Annotated in this window: 20 protein-coding genes and 1 other RNA gene; 4 read left to right on the top strand and 17 right to left on the bottom strand. The window is 67.9% G+C overall.

The genetic code is table 11. From position 1 onward, the window contains the following. Positions 1–44: 44 nt before the first annotated feature. On the bottom strand, positions 45–1,334 hold the full coding sequence (hemL, locus tag ACM0PK_RS04410; RefSeq protein ID WP_414607465.1) for a glutamate-1-semialdehyde 2,1-aminomutase: 1,290 nt from the start codon (positions 1,332–1,334) through the stop codon (positions 45–47). A 16-nt stretch (positions 1,335–1,350) separates the two neighbouring features. After that, positions 1,351–1,977, bottom strand: a complete 627-nt coding sequence (thiE, locus tag ACM0PK_RS04405; RefSeq protein ID WP_164229907.1) for a thiamine phosphate synthase — start codon at positions 1,975–1,977, stop codon at positions 1,351–1,353. Between the two features lie 34 nt (positions 1,978–2,011). Between thiE and ACM0PK_RS04400 the strand changes: the two genes are divergently transcribed. Beyond that, a complete protein-coding gene (locus ACM0PK_RS04400; protein ID WP_080375060.1) occupies positions 2,012–2,239 on the top strand; it encodes a rubredoxin in 228 nt (75 codons plus the stop codon). 37 nt (positions 2,240–2,276) lie between these two features. Here ACM0PK_RS04400 and ACM0PK_RS04395 read toward each other — a convergent pair whose 3' ends face one another. From ACM0PK_RS04395 to ACM0PK_RS04360, 8 genes are all read right to left on the bottom strand, one after another. Next, a complete protein-coding gene (locus ACM0PK_RS04395; protein ID WP_005419007.1) occupies positions 2,277–3,122 on the bottom strand; it encodes a SirB1 family protein in 846 nt (281 codons plus the stop codon). Positions 3,123–3,257: 135 nt separating this feature from the next. Continuing rightward, positions 3,258–3,704: a DUF192 domain-containing protein gene (locus tag ACM0PK_RS04390; RefSeq protein WP_005419005.1), complete on the bottom strand. Its 447-nt coding sequence runs from the start codon at positions 3,702–3,704 to the stop codon at positions 3,258–3,260. Between the two features lie 21 nt (positions 3,705–3,725). Continuing rightward, complete coding sequence (rpiA, locus tag ACM0PK_RS04385; RefSeq protein ID WP_005419003.1) at positions 3,726–4,373, bottom strand: ribose-5-phosphate isomerase RpiA; 648 nt, start codon at positions 4,371–4,373, stop codon at positions 3,726–3,728. Between the two features lie 23 nt (positions 4,374–4,396). Beyond that, the gene (locus ACM0PK_RS04380) at positions 4,397–4,876 is read right to left on the bottom strand and encodes an EVE domain-containing protein (protein WP_005419001.1); all 480 of its coding nucleotides are present in this window, start codon (positions 4,874–4,876) and stop codon (positions 4,397–4,399) included. After that, entirely contained in the window at positions 4,873–5,466 is a 594-nt protein-coding gene (locus ACM0PK_RS04375) for a 5-formyltetrahydrofolate cyclo-ligase (protein ID WP_414607466.1), read from the bottom strand. Before ACM0PK_RS04375 ends, ACM0PK_RS04380 begins: the two co-directional genes overlap by 4 nt. Positions 5,467–5,549: 83 nt before the next feature. Then, positions 5,550–5,735: non-coding RNA, 6S RNA (gene ssrS / locus ACM0PK_RS04370), on the bottom strand. Positions 5,736–5,832: 97 nt separating this feature from the next. Further along, positions 5,833–6,129, bottom strand: a complete 297-nt coding sequence (locus ACM0PK_RS04365) for a cell division protein ZapA (RefSeq protein WP_006467013.1) — start codon at positions 6,127–6,129, stop codon at positions 5,833–5,835. Next, the gene (locus ACM0PK_RS04360) at positions 6,126–6,347 is read right to left on the bottom strand and encodes a TIGR02449 family protein (protein WP_005418996.1); all 222 of its coding nucleotides are present in this window, start codon (positions 6,345–6,347) and stop codon (positions 6,126–6,128) included. The genes ACM0PK_RS04365 and ACM0PK_RS04360 overlap by 4 nt, the downstream gene beginning before the upstream one ends. A 154-nt stretch (positions 6,348–6,501) precedes the next feature. On the opposite strand from ACM0PK_RS04360, the gene ACM0PK_RS04355 reads away from it, so the two are divergent. Both ACM0PK_RS04355 and ACM0PK_RS04350 read left to right on the top strand, forming a co-directional pair. Then, on the top strand, positions 6,502–7,050 hold the full coding sequence (locus ACM0PK_RS04355; protein WP_005418994.1) for a UPF0149 family protein: 549 nt from the start codon (positions 6,502–6,504) through the stop codon (positions 7,048–7,050). Positions 7,051–7,055: 5 nt separating this feature from the next. Continuing rightward, positions 7,056–8,378: an aminopeptidase P N-terminal domain-containing protein gene (locus ACM0PK_RS04350; RefSeq protein WP_414607467.1), complete on the top strand. Its 1,323-nt coding sequence runs from the start codon at positions 7,056–7,058 to the stop codon at positions 8,376–8,378. Positions 8,379–8,944: 566 nt separating this feature from the next. On the opposite strand, the gene pepQ is transcribed toward ACM0PK_RS04350, so the two are convergent. The 7 genes from pepQ to rph all read right to left on the bottom strand — a co-directional run bounded on the left by pepQ (position 8,945) and on the right by rph (position 16,192). Further along, a complete protein-coding gene (gene pepQ / locus ACM0PK_RS04345; RefSeq protein ID WP_414607410.1) occupies positions 8,945–10,276 on the bottom strand; it encodes a Xaa-Pro dipeptidase in 1,332 nt (443 codons plus the stop codon). Between the two features lie 75 nt (positions 10,277–10,351). Further along, positions 10,352–10,726: a PilZ domain-containing protein gene (locus ACM0PK_RS04340; RefSeq protein WP_111200689.1), complete on the bottom strand. Its 375-nt coding sequence runs from the start codon at positions 10,724–10,726 to the stop codon at positions 10,352–10,354. After that, positions 10,723–13,002: a DUF1631 family protein gene (locus ACM0PK_RS04335; protein ID WP_414607409.1), complete on the bottom strand. Its 2,280-nt coding sequence runs from the start codon at positions 13,000–13,002 to the stop codon at positions 10,723–10,725. Before ACM0PK_RS04335 ends, ACM0PK_RS04340 begins: the two co-directional genes overlap by 4 nt. Positions 13,003–13,204: 202 nt before the next feature. Beyond that, complete coding sequence (hemW, locus tag ACM0PK_RS04330; protein WP_414607408.1) at positions 13,205–14,431, bottom strand: radical SAM family heme chaperone HemW; 1,227 nt, start codon at positions 14,429–14,431, stop codon at positions 13,205–13,207. A 56-nt stretch (positions 14,432–14,487) separates the two neighbouring features. After that, the gene (gene rdgB, locus ACM0PK_RS04325) at positions 14,488–15,084 is read right to left on the bottom strand and encodes an RdgB/HAM1 family non-canonical purine NTP pyrophosphatase (protein ID WP_005410891.1); all 597 of its coding nucleotides are present in this window, start codon (positions 15,082–15,084) and stop codon (positions 14,488–14,490) included. Next, on the bottom strand, positions 15,081–15,470 hold the full coding sequence (locus ACM0PK_RS04320; RefSeq protein ID WP_111200687.1) for a VOC family protein: 390 nt from the start codon (positions 15,468–15,470) through the stop codon (positions 15,081–15,083). Before ACM0PK_RS04320 ends, rdgB begins: the two co-directional genes overlap by 4 nt. Next, a complete protein-coding gene (gene rph / locus ACM0PK_RS04315; RefSeq protein WP_088497268.1) occupies positions 15,467–16,192 on the bottom strand; it encodes a ribonuclease PH in 726 nt (241 codons plus the stop codon). The genes ACM0PK_RS04320 and rph overlap by 4 nt, the downstream gene beginning before the upstream one ends. 124 nt (positions 16,193–16,316) lie before the next feature. Here rph and ACM0PK_RS04310 point away from each other — a divergent pair, with 124 nt between their 5' ends. Then, positions 16,317–17,177 carry a YicC/YloC family endoribonuclease gene (locus ACM0PK_RS04310; protein WP_072168451.1) on the top strand — a complete coding sequence of 287 codons (861 nt, stop codon included), beginning with the start codon at positions 16,317–16,319 and terminating at the stop codon, positions 17,175–17,177. The last annotated feature ends 21 nt before the right edge of the window (positions 17,178–17,198 follow it).

Below are 17,198 nucleotides of genomic sequence, written 5' to 3'. Positions count from 1 at the left end.
TTATGCACAAACGACTTAATCCCCTCCGTCCCCTTTTTTTGCGATCAGCCCTTGGCGGCCTTGAATGCCACGCGTGCAGCGGCGAGGGTGGCCTCGATCACGGCATCATCGTGCGCGCTGGACAGGAAACCGGCCTCGTACGCTGACGGCGCCAGGAACACGCCCTGCTCCAGCATCGCGTGGAAGAAGCGGTTGAACGCTGGGATGTCACAGGCGGTGGCCTGCGCATAGGTCTCCACCTTCTCACTGGTGAAGAACAGCCCGAACATCGCACCCACGCGGGTGGTGGTCACCGCCACGCTGGCTTCGGCGGCGGCCGCTTCCAGGCCGGCGCACAGGCGTGCAGTGCGCTCGGCCAGGTCGGCGTGGAAGCCCGGCTGCTGGATCAGCTCCAGCATCGCCAGGCCAGCGGCCATCGCCACCGGGTTGCCGCTCAGCGTGCCGGCCTGGTAGATCGGGCCGGCCGGGGCGATCTGCTGCATCAGCTCGCGGCGCCCGCCGTAGGCGCCCACCGGCATGCCGCCGCCGATGATCTTGCCGAAGGTGGTCAGGTCCGGGGTGATGCCGTAGTGCGCCTGCGCACCGCCGAGGGCAACGCGGAAGCCGGTCATCACTTCGTCGAAGATCAGCAGCGCGCCGTGGTTCGTGCACAGTTCGCGCAGGTGCTGCAGGTAGCCCTCGCGCGGCGGGATGCAGTTGGCGTTGCCGACCACCGGTTCGATGATCAGGCCGGCGATGTCATCGCCCTGCTGCTCGAACAGCGCAGTGGCCGCTTCGAAGTCGTTGTAGGGCAGGGTCAGGGTCAGTTCGCTCAGCCCGGCCGGGACGCCCGGCGAGGTCGGCACGCCCAGGGTCAGCATGCCGCTGCCGGCCTTGACCAGGAACGAGTCGCCGTGGCCGTGGTAGCAGCCTTCGAACTTGACGATGCGGTTGCGGCCGGTGGCGCCACGCGCCAGGCGGATCGCCGACAGGGTGGCCTCGGTGCCGGAGTTGACCATGCGCACCATCTCGCACGACGGCACCAGGCGGGTGATGGTCTCGGCCATGGTGACTTCAGCCGCGCATGGCGCGCCGAACGACAGGCCGTTGTCGATCGCCTTCTTCACCGCCTGGCGTACCGCCGGGTGGTTGTGGCCGACGATCATCGGGCCCCAGGAGCCGACGTAGTCGATGTAGCGGTTGCCGTCGACGTCGTACAGGTAGGCGCCGTCGGCGCGCTCGACGAAGAACGGTTCGCCGCCGACCGACTTGAACGCGCGCACCGGCGAATTGACGCCGCCCGGCAACAGCTGCTGGGCGCGGGAGAACAGGGCGTGGGACTGGTCGTGGTTCATGGGGCTTTCCTGGGCATTACGCGAACTGGGCGAGGTAGGCGCGCTGGGTCGCGACCGGGTCTTCGGCGGCGAACACGCTGCTGACCACGGCGACCAGATCGGCGCCGGCGTCGATGATGGGACCGACATTGTCCGGCGTCAGGCCACCGATCGCCACCCGCGGCACGCCCAGTGCGGCGCTTTGCCGCAGCAGGTCGGTATGGGCGCGGCTGGTGGTGATCTTGGTGGTGGTCGGGAAGTACGCGCCGAAGGCCACGTAGCTGGCGCCGGCGGCCACGGCCCTCTCGGCATTGGCCAGCTGGTCATAGCAGGAGGCGCCGATGATGGCCTCGGGGCCGAGCAGGGCGCGCGCGCTGGGGATGTCGCCGTCGGTGCCGCCCAGGTGCACGCCCGCCGCGCCCACGGCCTTGGCCAGCGCCGGGTCGTCGTTGACGATCAGCGGTACGCCGTGGTCTGCGCACAGTGCCTGCAGCGCGGTGGCCTGCTCCCGCCGCAGCGCGTCGCTTGCGGTCTTGTTGCGGTACTGCAGCCAGGTGGCGCCCGCGGCCAGCAGCGGCGCGGTACGGGCCAGCAGGCGTGCGGTATCGGGCTCGTCCGGGGTGATCAGGTAGACGCCGCGGGGCGCCGGGGAAGCAGAAGTCATCGATGGCTACCGGTGAGTGGACCGCGATGGGACAATGGCGGCCCGTGAATCCAGTCCTGATTATCCGATGAGCGATGCCACCCCCACCACTTTGCGCACCTGGATGTGCGTGGTCTGCGGCTTCCTGTACAGCGAAGCAGAAGGCTTGCCGGAGGAAGGCATCGCGCCAGGGACGCGCTGGGAGGACATTCCCGAGACCTGGACCTGCCCGGATTGCGGGGTGACCAAGGCCGATTTCGAGATGGTCGAGGTCGATGGATGAAGGCAGGCGTGGACTGTCGGTCCACACACCGACTCCCTCAATGCAGCCGCGGCATCGGCCCGCCGAGGTCGATCAGCTTCTCGCGCAGCCACTGCGCGTCGCTGGCTTCCGGGTTGCGCTTCAGGTACTGGCCCAGATCGTGGCGGGCACCGGCCAGGTACTCCAGCTGCAGGTAGGCCAGGCCGCGGTCGCGCAGCGCATCGTCCTGCTCCGGGGCCAGCTTCAGCAGGCGGTCGGCACTGCGCGCGGCGCGGTCCCACTCGCCGGCTTCGGCATACACGCCGTGCAGGTTGCGCAGCATGCGCATCAGGATCGCGCGCGCGGGTGCCGGGTCGAGGATCTGCGCCAGCACCTGGTCGTCGGGCATCTGCCCGCCCAGGTGTGACTTGGCCCGCTCGCGCAGTTCGTCCACGTCCAGCGGCCGGCCGCCGTTGAACGGGTCCATCACCAGCACGCCGTCGTCCACCGGCAGGCGCACCAGGAAGTGGCCGGGGAAGGACACGCCATCGAGCGGAATACCCAGCCGGCGCGCGACTTCCATCTGCACCAGCGCCAGCGAGATCGGGTTGCCCAGGCGGCGCTCGAATACCTGGTTGAGGTAGCTGTTGCGCGGGTCGTAGTACTCGTCGTGGTCGCCGCTGTAGCCCAGCTCGTCGAACAGGTGGCGGTTGATCGCCGCCATCTTCAGCGGGCTGTTGTCGATGCTCTCCACTTCCGAGCGGAGGTGCTCGACATGGCTCTGGATCAGCGCGTCGTAGGTGGACGGCTGCAGATCGGGGTATTCATCGCGCGCGATCAGCAGCGCGGTCGGCAACAGTGGCAGCGCCTCGTCTTCGAGGTCGGCCAAGGCATCCCAGTCGGGGAGTGTGATCCGGTCCTGCATGGCCACAGACTGGCGTCATTCGCAGGCGGTTTCAAGCGGTGTCGCGTGAAAAATTCAGGGGTCAGATCCCTTTCGCTTGCGAAAGGGATCTGACCCCGGTCGGGTTGGATTGCCGGCCAGCGGCCGGCACTACCGTTATTTTTCGATGCCCGGACCGAATTTCAGCTCCGTGCCGTCCTTGAGCTGCAGCTTCTCGGCCTGGCCGGCGTTGAGTTCCAGCACATAACGCGCCGGGCCGCCGCTGGGATAGGGCGGGCACATGTCGCCGGCCGAGCACGGCGGTACGTCGCGCTGCTGGCTGACCAGCTTGCGCTGGCTGTCGAAGTAAAGGATGTCCAGCGCGATCTTGGTGTTCTTCATCCAGTACGCCTGCATTTCCTCGCGGTCGTGGATGAACAGCATGCCGTGGTCGGCCGCCATCTGGTCGCGGAACATCAGCCCGCGCGCGCGGGTTTCATCGTTGGTGGCCAGCTCGACCTGGTAGCGGGCGCCGTCCAGCTCGACCCAATGGCGGGCCGCGTCGGTGGCGCAGCCGGCCAGGGCCAGCAGCGGAAGCATCAGCAGCGAACGCAACAGCGACATTGTCAGGATCCTTGGGAAGGGTCAGAGCACGACCGGCGGCTCGCCACCGACGATCACCACATCGGCGCGACGGCGCGCGAACAGGCCGACGCAGACCACGCCCGGCAACTGGTTGAGCTCGCGCTCCAGCTTTTCCGGATCGGTGATCTGCAGGTTGTGGATGTCCAGGATCTGGTTGCCGTTGTCGGTGACCACGCCCTCGCGCCAGGTCGGCTGGCCGCCGGTCATGTCGCGGATCTGGCGGGCGACCAGGCTGCGCGCCATCGGGATCACTTCCACCGGCAGCGGGAACTTGCCCAGCACCGGCACCTGCTTGCTCGGGTCGACGATGCAGATGAAGCGCTCGCTGGCCTCGGCAATGATCTTCTCGCGGGTCAGTGCGGCGCCGCCGCCCTTGATCAGGCACTTGTTCGGGTCGCACTCGTCGGCGCCATCGACGTACAGCGACAGGTTGCCACTGTGGTTCAGCTCGATCACCTCGATGCCGTGCTGCTTCAGGCGTGCGGTGCTCTGCTCGGAGCTGGACACGGCGCCCTTGATGCGGTGCTGGATGCGGGCCAGGGCATCGATGAAATAGGCCACGGTGGAACCGGTGCCGACACCGACGATCATGCCGTCTTCGACGTACTCGATGGCTTTCTCGGCGGCCAGGCGCTTGGCTTCGGACATGGGAAGAACTCTCAGGCGGGGAATCAGGATTTCTTTTCCAGCGACAGCAGCAGCTTCCACTGCGCGGCGGTCACCGGGAACACCGACAGGCGATTGCCCTTGGCAACCAGCGGGAAGCCCTCGCCGAGCTCGTCAGCGTGCAGCTTGATCTCGTCCAGCGCGATCACCTGCTTGAGCTTGCGGTCGAAGGCCACGTCCACCAGCATCCAGCGCGGGTTTTCGCGCGTGCTCTTGGGGTCGTGGTAGTCGGATTTCGGGTCGAACTGGGTGTCGTCCGGGTAGGCTGGGCTGGCGACGGTGGCCAGGCCGACGATGCCGGGCACCTTGGTGTTGGAGTGGTAGAACAGGATGCCGTCGCCCACCTGCATGCCATCGCGCATGAAATTGCGCGCCTGGTAGTTGCGCACCCCGTTCCAGGGTTCGACCTTGACCTTGGCCAGATCATCGATGGAGAAGGCGTCCGGTTCGGACTTCATCAGCCAGTAGCGCTTGCGGGCGGTCATGCGTTCACGGGGGCAGCGGAGGGGAACAGGGTGCCGTCTTCGGTGCAGATCGCATCCACCGGCACGTCCCACGACGCCACCGGCAAGGACTCGACCTGCTGCACCGCGAACGCAGCACCGACCAGCCAGGGCGGCGCCGGCCGGTCGTGGCGGAAGGCGAAGCTGCGATCATACCAGCCGCCCCCCATGCCCAGCCGGCGGCACTGTGCGTCGAACCCCACCAATGGGGTCACGACCAGCGCCATCCGTTCCGGTTCCAGAGTGTCTTCCACGGTCACGTCCGGCTCGGGGATGCCATAGCGGTTGCTGGTCAGCGGCTGCCCGGGCCGCCATGGTGCGAAGCGCAGCACATCGCCGGCCAGCACCGGCAGGCAGTAGGTGAGTCCTTCGGGCAGTTGCAGCTGCCAGCGGTGCAGGGCGATTTCGCCATCCAGCGCCCAGTAGCCGGCCACCGCGCCTTCGCGCGGGGCGAACGGCAGGGCGAGCAGGGCATCAGCAAGCGATTCGGCGGCGGTGATGCGCTCACCAGCGTTAAGGTCACGGCGGCGTTGCCGCAGGTCGTGGCGCAAGGCCTGGCGCGGGTCGGTCATGGCAGCGAGCGGCAAGGATCAGCCGCCATTGTGCCGGAAAGAACAAGGGCGACGCCCGAAGACGCCGCCCTTGCTGGAATATTGCATTCTCCGCAATGTCGATGCATGCGAAACGACCTTGAACCCGGGGGCTCAAGTGGGAACGCTGGAGAACCATCGGGCTTCCCGCTACAAGGCGGACCTGCACTCCCGGCGCTGTCGCGCTCCCGGTGTCGTTCTTAAGGGACAAGGCGAATGTTTGCACATGCCGTCGAGTACCGCAGAGAACGCGTGGCCATTATAGCCAGCACGCAGGATCTGGATAGGCCGTTCGTCGGCAACAGTCCGTGCCAATTCAGATATGAGAAGACGCGTTGTGCACGGTCTTCAGGCGCCGCCGTCGATCGCGCGGTCCAGGCGCCGGTTCAGGTCGGCCAGCGTCTGCTGCAGCGCCACGGCCTGGCGGGCGTTCTCGTCGCGCAGCAGCTGCAGTTCGTGGGCCAGGTTCAGCGCGGCCAGCACGGCGACGCGGTCGACGGCGGCCATGCGGTTGCTGCCGCGGATCTCGCGCATGCGCGCATCGAGCAGGCGTGCGGCGGCCATCAGGCTGTCGCGCTCATCGCCGCCGACGCCCACGGTGTATTCACGATCGAGGATGCGGACACTGACCGGTTCGGCGCTCATGTGTGCTGCTCCAGGGATTTGAGCCGGCTGATCATCGCTTCCACCCGCGAGCGTGCCTGCTCGTTCTTGGCCAACAGCGTCGAGCGCTCGGCCACCAGCTGTTCCTGCTGGTGGCGCAGGCTGCGGTTCTCCTCGGCCAGACGCTGGTTGCGTTCAAGCAACGCGTCCACGCGGGCGGCAAAGTCCTGCAGCTGGGCAAGGGGATCGGCGGGTTCCATGCGGGCACGATAGGCAAGCCGGGTGAGGGCGGTCAAGCGCTGTCGCAGCAAGGCCGGACGGCCACGAGAGGATGCTGCAGGGTTGCTACACTACGGGGTCTCACGGGCGCGCGCGTGCGCACCCCGGGTTTTCTTATTCCGAACGAGCCGCACGATGACCGAACTTCCCTCCGTCGACGACGTTACCCGCGCCAGCCAGGCGCTGGGCCTGGGCGCTACCGCTGCCGAGCTGCACGGCGCGCTGTGCGGCTGGCTGGCCGCCGGCGGCGCCCCCGGCAACGATTGGCCGGCGCGCGTGCTGGCCGACGACACCCTGCCGCCGGTGGCCGCCGACAGCGTGCTGGGGCAGCTGCTGCAGGCCACCATCAAGCAGCTGGAAGACCGTGACTTCGCCTTCGAACTGCTGCTCGCCGACAGCGACGACGTGTCCGCGCAGGCCGATGCCATGTTCAGCTGGACCCGCTCGTTCCTGGGCGGCTTCGGCCTGGGCAGTGGCGGCCGCCGCCCGGCCCTGTCCGAAGAGGGCGAAGAAGCGCTGACCGACATGGCCAGCCTGGCGCGTGCGTCCAGTGAGGATTTCGAGGCCGGCGGCGATGACGACGACGAAGCCCTGTCGGAGATCGAGGAGTTCATCCGCGTGGCGGTGCTGCTGCTGCACGGCGACGTGGTGCTGGCCGCGCGCCATCGGCAGCGCCTGAACTGATGGATATCAAGCAGCGCACCGGCATCGCGGCCGGCGAATACAAGCGTCGCCGCCGCCAGCTGATGGACATGGCTGGCGAGGATGCGATCCTGGTGCTGCCGGCCGCAGCCGAGAAGGTGCGCAGCCTCGATACCCATTATCCGTTCCGCCAGGATTCGGATTTCCAGTACCTGAGCGGCTTCCCGGAACCGGAGGCGGTGCTGGTGCTGATTCCGGGCCGCCGCCACGGCGAGGCCATCCTGTTCTGCCGCGAGCGCGATGCCGAGCGCGAGGCATGGGACGGCAGCCGCGCCGGCCAGGAAGGCGCGGTGGCGCAGTACGGCATGGACGATGCCTACCCGATCAATGATCTGGACGACATCCTGCCGGGCCTGTTGGAAGGGCGCTCGCGCGTCTACTACCACTTCGGCCGCGACGCCGACTTCGATCTGAAGCTGATCGGCTGGGTCAACCGCGTGCGTTCGCAGGTACGCCACGGTGCGCAGCCGCCACATGAGTTCCTGGAGCTGGGCCACCTGCTGCACGAGCAGCGCCTGTTCAAATCCGGCGCCGAAGTGGCACTGATGCACCACGCCGCACAGATCAGCGTGCGTGCGCATCTGGCGGCGATGAAGGCCGCCAGGGCCGGCATCCACGAGTATGAACTGCAGGCCGAGCTGGAACGCGTGTTCCGCGCCAGCGATGCGGTGCCTGCGTATTGCAGCATCGTCGGTGCCGGCCGCAACGGCTGCATCCTGCATTACCGCGACAACAACGCGCGGTCGCGCGATGGCGAGCTGGTGCTGATCGATGCCGGTGCCGAGTACCGCGGCTACGCCAGCGACATCACCCGCACCTTCCCGGTGAACGGCCGCTTCAGTGCCGAGCAGCGCGCGCTGCACGACCTGGTCGGTGAAGCGCAGGCGGCGGCGCTGGCCCAGGCCAAACCGGGCGTGCCCTACGAGGCCGGCCATCTGGCCGCAGTGCAGACCTTGACCGAAGGCCTGCTGCGGCTGGGCCTGCTGAAGGGCACGCTGGAAAAGAATCTGTCCGAAGGCCTGTACCAGCGCTTCTACCGGCACAAGACCGGCCACTGGATCGGATTGGACGTGCACGATGTGGGCGATTACCGCCTCGCCGGTGATTCACGCCTGCTGGAGCCTGGCATGGCGTTCACCATCGAGCCGGGGCTGTACATCGGCGTGGACGACACGACGGTGGAGCCGCGTTGGCGCGGTATCGGCATCCGCACTGAAGACGATGTGCTGATCACCGATGACGGCCATCGCGTGCTGACCGAAGGCCTGGCGCGCAGCGCCGATGAGATCGAAGCGGTGATGGCGGGGTAGGGTGTTTTTCTGCAGGGCTTGCGGCCCTGCACCCGCTGCAAGCCGAAGCAACGGCAACGGCCGAAGCAAGAGCGGCATTGCGTGGGATGGCGGGGCGGTGTGGGTGGTCAGGACACGCCGTAAACCCATCCATGGGGGCTCGATGGCGCCATCCATGGCGCCAACGGTCCTGCCCACCCACACCGCCCCGCCTCTGACAGATCCCGTGCGCTGTCGGTGGGTGCCGACCGTTGGTCGGCACATCTGTCTGACATCGAATGAATCATCCACGCATGGCGTGAATCTACTGGCAATTGCGGTTGTTGGCGCGCGCGGCTGTTGGTGGGTGTCGACCTTGGTCGACACAGAGTGAGCGCAGCAAGCGACCCGCTTTTGCTTTTCTTTTTCTTTTCCGTGGTTGGACGCGCGCAGGAAACTGTCAAAGGTGGGGTGGGTGGGCCATGCAGGGGCGTTGGCGCCATGGATGGCGCCATCGAGCTTACAGGGACGTACTTGCAGCGTCCCCTGCATGGCCCACCCGCCCCACCAAGCGCGGCTTTTGCTCCAAGCGTCAAACCACGAGGGGCTCAGCCGTTCGCCGCCGCAAACGCCGGTCGCGTCAGGTTGTCCGCTTCGCCGTCGGTGCACAGCACTTCGTCTTCGATGCGGATGCCGCCATACGGACGGAAGAAGTCCACGCGGTCCCAGTTGATCGCATCACCGTGGCCAGCGTCCTTCACTTCATTCAACAGCATGTCGATGAAGTACAGGCCCGGTTCGATGGTCACCACCATGCCCGGCTCCAGCACGCGGGTCAGGCGCAGGTACGGGTGGCCGGCCGGGCGCTCGATGCGGCCGCCTTCGTCGCTGGCCGCGAAACCGGCCACGTCGTGCACCTGCAGGCCGATCAGGTGGCCGATACCATGCGGGAAGAACGCGGCGCTGACGCCGGTCTCCAGCGCGGTCTGCGGCGAGACCTTGATCACGCCGAAGTCTTTCAGTACGCCCATCAGCGAAAGATGTGCGTCCACGTGCAGCTGCTTGTAGTCGAAGCCCGGGCGCACCGCTGCGCACATCCGCTGCTGGGCAGCGTCGACGGCGGCGATCATCGCCGCAAATTCGTCGTGGCCCTGCGCGGCGTAGGTGCGGGTGATGTCGCTGGCGTAGCCGTGGGCACTGGCGCCGGCATCGATCAGGAAGCTGCGCAGCGGTTGCGGTGCCTTGCGGCCCAGCTCGGTGTAGTGCAGCACGGCGGCATGTTCGTTCAACGCCACGATGTTGCCGTACGGCAGCTCGTTGGCGTCCTGGCCGACGGCCTGGCAGTACGCCATGTGGATGCTGAACTCATCGGCGCCGTTGCGGAACGCGGCTTCGGCCGCGCGATGGCCGCGCACGCCCAGCACCTGGGCGTCGCGCATCAGTGCGATCTCATACGGTGTCTTGCTGCCGCGGTGCCATTCCAGGTAGTTCACCACCGGCGCCGGGTTGTTCGGCACGTAGCTGCCCAGCGCGCTCTGCGGCTCGCCGAGGATCGCGCAGCGCGATGGATCGGCCGGCAGCAGCGCCAGCGCGTCTTCCGGCTTGCGGATGATGTGGATGTCGAAGTGCTCCACCCACCAGCCGCTGGGGGCATCCGGCACCACGTGCCAGTAGTCGAAGGGCTGGTGGAAGATCACCGCCGGGCGCTTGCCGGGGGTGAACACGATCCAGCTGTTGGGCACGCGGGTCAGCGGCAGCCAGGCCTTGAACTGCGGATTGACCGCGTACGGGTAGTCGCGATCGTCGAACACCTGGTAGTGCAGGGTGCCGCTGGGCACCACCAGGTGATCGAAGCCGCCGCGGGCCAGCGCCTGTTCGGCACGTCGGCACAGCACGGCCAGGTGGTCGGAATACAGGGCGCCGGGGTCTTGCTGGATCATTGCGGTGGCTCGACACGGAAAACGGCCCTAGATTCTGCCGCATACCGGGAAAAACCGCTGTGCTGGAACCGGCACTCAGGCCGTCGAAACCGGCCCCTCGTCGCTGTCTTCGCCCACCCACTGGCGCAGCAGCTGCCGATGCTCGCGCGACAGGGTGAGGAACCGGAAGCCGGTCCAGCTCTGTCCGGGGGCGTGTGCGGGTTCGCTCCACAGCAGGTGCACGCCCACGTCGATGTCCTGGTGGCGGCCGTCGGCCAGCGGCAAGGGGAAGCGCAACTGGTACAGCGCATCCTCGCGCAACGGTGCGCTGGCCAGCATCAGCATGCCGGTTTCGGAGATATTGCCGAGCCGGCCCACCACGCTTTCGCGCATCTGGTCGGTGACCGGTACCAGGTCCGAGACCTGGCGGCGCGGTGCGCGGCGGGTGTCCTGCGGCGGTTGGGTGATCATGCGGAGGTCTCCTGCGTATGGCCGGCCGCCAGTGCACGCAAGGCGCCAAGGCTGGCCTCCCAGGCACGGTCAACCAGCCGGGCCTTGTCCTCAGTGACCAGCTGCGCCTGGCCGGCACTGATCTGCCGGGCCAGCGTATCCAGGTCGGTATCGGCGATCTTCTGCCCGCGTGGATTGACCAGCAGGGCGTGGCCGGTCAGCAGGCTGTACCAGGACAGGCGCTGGCGGCGCAGTGTGCCATCGCCAGTGTCGATGTCGAACCAGCTGCCGAAGGGCAGGGAGGACAGCTGCTGGTAAGCGGCTTCCTCGGCACTGCTGCGCGGTGTGGCGGGCGTCGTGCCGGCGGCCGTACCGGCGTGCTCGCCCAGGCGCGCGCGTGCCTTCAGGCGGGCACTGAGTTCGGTACGCGAGGTGCTCTCGTCCTCGCCGCCAGGCGTGGCCAGCCTGCGTGCGACGGCGGCGGCTTCCTCGGCGTGGTAGCCGACCTGCAGCAGGGCGGCCTCGACCTCGGCAGCAAGCGTTGCATCGGTGCCGCCGGGTGCATCAACGGGTTGCGCGGTGATGGCGGCGATGCGTTGGGTCTGCTGCAGCCGTTCCTGCCACTGCGGTGAATCGTCGCCGTGGCGCAGGCGGGTCAGGGTGAGGGCATCGGCCCAGGCCTGACGCAGCAGGGTCTGCACGAAGCGGGGCGGCTGCTGCGCGTCGCAGCACTGGTCGATCTGTGCACTGGCCTGTCGCCGCGCGAGTTCCAGCCGCTCCTTGCCGCGTGCAGCTTCGACATGGCGGCGTTCGGCCAACTCGGCGCGATGCGCTGCGGCGCGCTGATGCTGCTGCACGTCCTCGTTCGCGCTGGCGAAGGCCTCCGGCGCCCGCGCATCCTGACCCAGCAGGCCCTGCACGCTCTGTGCCATGCGCTGCAGCAACTGCGGGTCGACATCATCGTCGCCCAGCCAGTTGGCGCCGACTTCGGCAATCTGGTTGAGCAGTTCGCGCGCGGGGTGCTCGTCGCGCACGAAGAAGCCGGGGTCGGCCATTGCCGCACGTGCCAGCGGTACCTGCAGGCGCGCCAGCAGGGCGGCCGGCACCGGGTCCGGACGCTGCTGCTGCTGCACCTGCTGCATCAGCATGCGCAGCAGGTCGAGGCTGTCGCGGTCGTGGCTGCCCAGCTGGGCCTGCATGCCATGCTCGCTGCGCAGTTGCGCTACCACGGCCGCCTGCAGGTCGGCCACGCCGGTGGCGGCGCTGGACTGCGCCTGCAGGCGTGCGAGGACCGCATCCACGGCTGCGCTCGGCACTGCATCGCGATCCGCAGGTGCTGCGCTGGCATGGCGTGCCTGCTGCAGCAGCGCATGCAGCGCGCTGCCCGTGGAGGTGGTCAGGCCCGGCATGGCCGCGCCGGCCGTGCTGTCATCCTGGAAAGCGTCCTGCACCAGGCTCGACCAGGAGCCGGCCGGTGCCGATCCGTTCCAGCCGGTCAGTGGCGCGGCGGCACGCTTTGCCGGCTGCGTGGTGCGACCACCGCCCACCGACTGGGTGATGATCCGCCGGGTGCTCGATGAACGCGCCAGGTAGGGGGTGTAGACCAGGCCGGGCAGCACGCCGTGCTGGGCCAACAGGGCATTGGCACGGTCGAGGATGTCGCCCAGGCGCTCCAGCACTTGGCGTTCGAAGCTGCGGTACAGCGCCAGCTGAACGTCGACAGCGAGCGAATCCTGTTCGGCAATCCGGCGCAGCATGGCGCACAGTGCCTGCGGTGCCAGCGGCAGGGTGTCGGCCTCGAAGGCCGGTGCTGCCGCCAGTACGCCCAGGCGTTGGCCCAGCAGGTTCAGCGTGTTGGTCGAACGCAGCGTCTCCCGCCGCACCATCTCGGTCAGCAGCAGGTCGCGGTCCACTTCATGCTCATCGACCAGCGACAGCCCGAGCATGCCGGGCAGCGGCGGCGGCGTGGAACCGGGGCTGAAGTGGGCCGTGGGTTCGCGCAGCCGTATCAGCGCATCGGCCACGGCATCAAGCATGCGGTCAGCGAAATGACCGGAGAAGGCATGCAACTGGCCGCGCTGGGCCATCAGCTCCGCCTGCAGCTGCGGATTGCGCGCGCGATCCGCGTCGTGCAGCAACGTCTGCTCCAACGCTTCGACGGTCAGGATCAGCGGCGCGGCCAGCGTCTGCCGGCACAGGCCGATCAACGCGCCCAGCAGCTCACGCACCCGCGGTGGCAGGTCGCTGGCGGCCAGGCGGGCTTTGTCGGCAGAGGTAATGGAAAAGACAGCTGACATCGGCGAGCGGTACCCGGATTCCCGCGGATCGATCTTGTGAATCTACCGTGTCGGCCGCAGTCGGCGCTACTTTAGGGTGAACGTGTCTCACGTCCGCTGGGGGGGACGACGGATGAGCGGTGGTGCAGGTCACTGGCCGGCAGCGCTGTCTCCACCGGAGTGCGGGCCAGCGCCCGGCACTACCCGCTAACGGCGGGAAGGTCTATTCCTCCAGGAACAGGCTCACCACATCGTTGGTGAATCGGCGGCCCAGCTCGGTTGGCTGTACGTGGCCATCCGCCACGTCCAGCCAGCCGCGCTGCACGGCCTCGCCCAGGGGCGCGTCCAGCACGCTGCGCGGCAGCCCGGTGCGCGACTCGAAATCGCGCAGGCCGAAACCTTCGTGCAGGCGCAGCAGGTTGAGCATGTACTCAAACGGCAGGCGCTCGGGTGCGATCACGTCGTCGCCACCGAACGAGGCCGGGGTGCCCGCGCTGTCCAGGTAGGCCTGCGGGTGCTTCAGTTTCCAGCGGCGCAGCACGTGTTCCTCGGCACCGGAGCTGATCTTGCCGTGCGCGCCAGCGCCGATGCCCAGATAGTCACCGAAGCGCCAGTAGTTCAGGTTGTGCGCACTCTGGCGGCCAGGGCGTGCGTAGGCGCTGACTTCGTACTGGCTGAAACCGGCCCGCGCCAGCAGCGCCTGGCAGTGCTCTTGCATGTCCCAGGCATTGTCTTCATCGGGAATGCCCTGCGGCGGCCGCGCGAAGAACACCGTATTCGGTTCCAGGGTCAGCTGGTAGTGCGAGATATGGGCTGGTTGCAGTGCAAATGCACGTTCCAGATCGGCCTCGGCACCGGCCAGGGTCTGTTCCGGCAGCGCGTACATCAGGTCGATGTTGAAGTTGTCGTAGCCCGCGTCCTGCGCCATCTTCACCGCGCGCTCGGCTTCGCCACTGTCGTGGATGCGGCCCAGGCGCTTGAGCATGGAGTCGTCGAAACTCTGGATGCCGAAGCTGAGGCGGTTCACGCCGGCCGCGCGGTAGCGGTCGAAGCGGCCATGCTCGGCGGTGCCCGGGTTGGTTTCCAGGGTGATTTCGGCATTGGGCGCGAAGCGCAGGCGCGCGCTGGCCTGCTGCAGGAAACGGTCGATCGCTTCCGGCGGGAACAGGCTGGGGGTGCCGCCGCCGAAGAACACGCTGTGCACCACCCGGCCCCAGACCAGCGGCAGGTCCTGGTCCAGGTCACGTAGCAGCGCGTCGATGTAGGCGTCGAACGGCAGCTCGCCCTTGGCCTGGTGCGAATTGAAATCGCAGTAGGGGCATTTGCGCACGCACCACGGCAGGTGCACGTACAGCGACAGCGGTGGCGGCACCAGTCGCGGCGGGCTGTCGTGGTCAGCGGAGCAGGCTTCGCCGGGCAGGTGGTTGCAGTGGTCGTGGGCGTGCGGCATGGGCTTCATCGGTAGTGCCGGCCACTGGCCGGCTTCCCTGGTTCGATCAGGCGGCGTCAGTACAGCGTCGCCAGCTGCTGCTTGAGCTGCTGCAGGGCGATGGCACGGTGGCTGATGGCATTCTTCAGTGCCGGCTCCATTTCCGCGGCGGTCAGGCCGTGGGTGGTGTCCAGGAATACCGGGTTGTAGCCAAAACCATTCGTGCCACGCAGCTCGCGGATGATCTGTCCTTCCCAGCGCCCTTCGCAGATCAACGGCTGCGGGTCGGTGGCGTGGCGCAGCAGCACGATCACCGCATAGAAGCGGGCGCTGCGCTGGCCGTCGGGAATGTCGGCCATCGCGTCCAGCAGCTTGGCGTTGTTGGCCGCCGCGTTGGTCGGGTGGCCGGCATAGCGCGCGCTGTACAGGCCGGGCGCGCCGCCGAGTGCATCGACGATCAGGCCCGAATCATCGGCCAGTGCGGGCAGGCCGGTCGCTTCGCAGGCCGCGCGTGCCTTCAGCAGCGCATTCTCGACGAAGGTCAGGCCGGTCTCTTCCACGTCGCCCAGGCCCAGTTCGGCGGCCGAGGTGATCTGTAGCGGCAGGTCGGCGAGGATCTCCTGCATCTCCACCAGCTTGCCGGCGTTGTGGCTGGCCAGTACTAGTTTCTTCATTGACGGGGCTCCAGCAGGTCCCAGGTGTTGCCATACAGATCGCGGAACACCGCGACCGTTGCATAGGGTTCTTCGCGCGGCGCTTCCAGGAATTCGACGCCCGCGGCAAGCATCGCCGCGTGGTCGCGGTGGAAGTCGTCGGTGTGGAGGAAGAAGGCAACGCGGCCACCGGTCTGGTTGCCGATGCGGCTGCGCTGTTCCTCGTCGCTGGCGCGTGCCAGCAGCAGGGCGGCGGCGCTGCCGTCGGTCGGGCCGACCACCACCCAACGCTTGTGGCCCTGGTCGATGTCTTCCAGCAGCGTGAAGCCGAGCTTGCCGGTGTACCAGGCAATGGCTTCGTCATAGTCGGCCACCACCAGGGTGGTCAGGGCAAGGCGCCGGTTCATGCCGACAGCGCCGCCTGCTGCGCGGCCAGCAGCTCGGCCACGCCCGTTTCGGCCAGGCCCAGCAGCGCGTCCAGTTCATCGCGACGGAAGGCGTGGCCTTCGGCGGTGCCCTGCAGTTCGATGAAGCCGCCACCGTCGTTCATCACCACGTTCATGTCGGTGTCGCAGTCGCTGTCTTCGGCGTAGTCCAGGTCCAGCACCGGGGTGCCGCGGTACACGCCCACCGACACCGCCGCCACTGCGCCCAGGATCGGGTTGCGCTTGATGTCGCCACGCTTCATCAGCACGTTCACCGCATCGACCAGGGCCACGTAGGCGCCGGTGATGGCGGCGGTGCGGGTGCCACCGTCGGCCTGCAGCACGTCGCAGTCCAGGGTGATGGTGCGCTCGCCCAGCGCGTTGCGGTCCACGCAGGCACGCAGGCTGCGGCCGATCAGGCGCTGGATCTCCAGCGTGCGGCCGCCCTGCTTGCCACGGGCCGCTTCGCGGTCGCTGCGGGTGTGGGTGGCGCGCGGCAGCATGCCGTACTCGGCGGTGACCCAGCCTTCGCCCTTGCCGCGCAGGAAGCCCGGCACGCGGTTCTCGACGCTGGCGGTGCACAGCACACGGGTTTCACCGAAGCACACCAGTACCGACCCTTCGGCGTGGCGGGTGAAGCCGCGTTGGATGACGACCGGGCGGAGCTGGTCGGGCTGGCGGCCGCTGGGGCGGGAATCGGACATGGTGCGGGTTCCGTAATGGCGAGGGAGTACGCCGCCACGCCCGCGGCCTTCACGGGGCGGGCAAGGGGGCTCTGGTGAGGGCGCTAGGGTACCATTCCCCCTTTGCACGCACCGGACACATTCCATGATTCGAAGCATGACCGCCTATGCCGGCGGCGAGCGGGTCACCCCGTGGGGCACGCTGGGCTGCGAGCTGCGCTCGGTCAACCACCGCTTCCTGGAGGTCGGCACCCGCCTGCCCGAGGAACTGCGGGCGCTGGAGCCGCAGCTGCGCGAGCGCATCGCCGCGCGCCTGAGCCGTGGCAAGCTGGATCTGGTGATGCGCCTGCGTGCACCGGAGGCAGCGGCCAACCTGCAGGTGGACGAGGCCCTGCTGGGCCAGCTGGGCCGCCTGGCGCACCGGCTGACCTCGGATTTCCCCAATCTGCAGGTCAGCTTCACCGAGTTGCTGCAGCTGCCCGGCGTGACCCGCGGCGAGGCCACCGATGCCGCCGCCCTGCAGGCCGAGGCACTGGCCCTGCTGGACCAGGTGCTGGACGGCTTCGTCGAGGCCCGTGAGCGCGAAGGCGGCAAGTTGTCGGCCGCCATCAGCGAGCGCGTGGACGGCATCGAACGCATCGCGACTGAAGTGCGCACGCTGATTCCGGCCATTCGCGACGGCCAGCGCGCCAAGCTGGCTGCACGCCTGGCCGACCTGCCGCACCCGGTCGATCCCGGCCGCGCCGAGCAGGAACTGGTGCTCTGGCTGCAGAAGCTGGACGTGGATGAGGAGCTGGATCGCCTTGGCAGCCACATTGTCGAGATCCGCCGCGTGCTCAAGCAGCGCGAGCCGGTCGGTCGTCGCCTGGACTTCCTGCTGCAGGAGTTCAACCGCGAAGCCAATACGCTGGGCTCGAAGTCGGTGGACAGCCGTACGTCCAATGCCGCGGTGGAGCTGAAGGTGCTGATCGACCAGATCCGCGAACAGGTGCAGAACATCGAGTGATGTTGCATCCAGCACTACAGC

The sequence above is a fragment of the Stenotrophomonas sp. FR010 genome, from assembly GCF_047520755.2.
GTDB classification, from domain to species: Bacteria; Pseudomonadota; Gammaproteobacteria; order Xanthomonadales; family Xanthomonadaceae; genus Stenotrophomonas; species Stenotrophomonas sepilia.
This window is presented reverse-complemented; position numbering and strand designations above follow the sequence as displayed.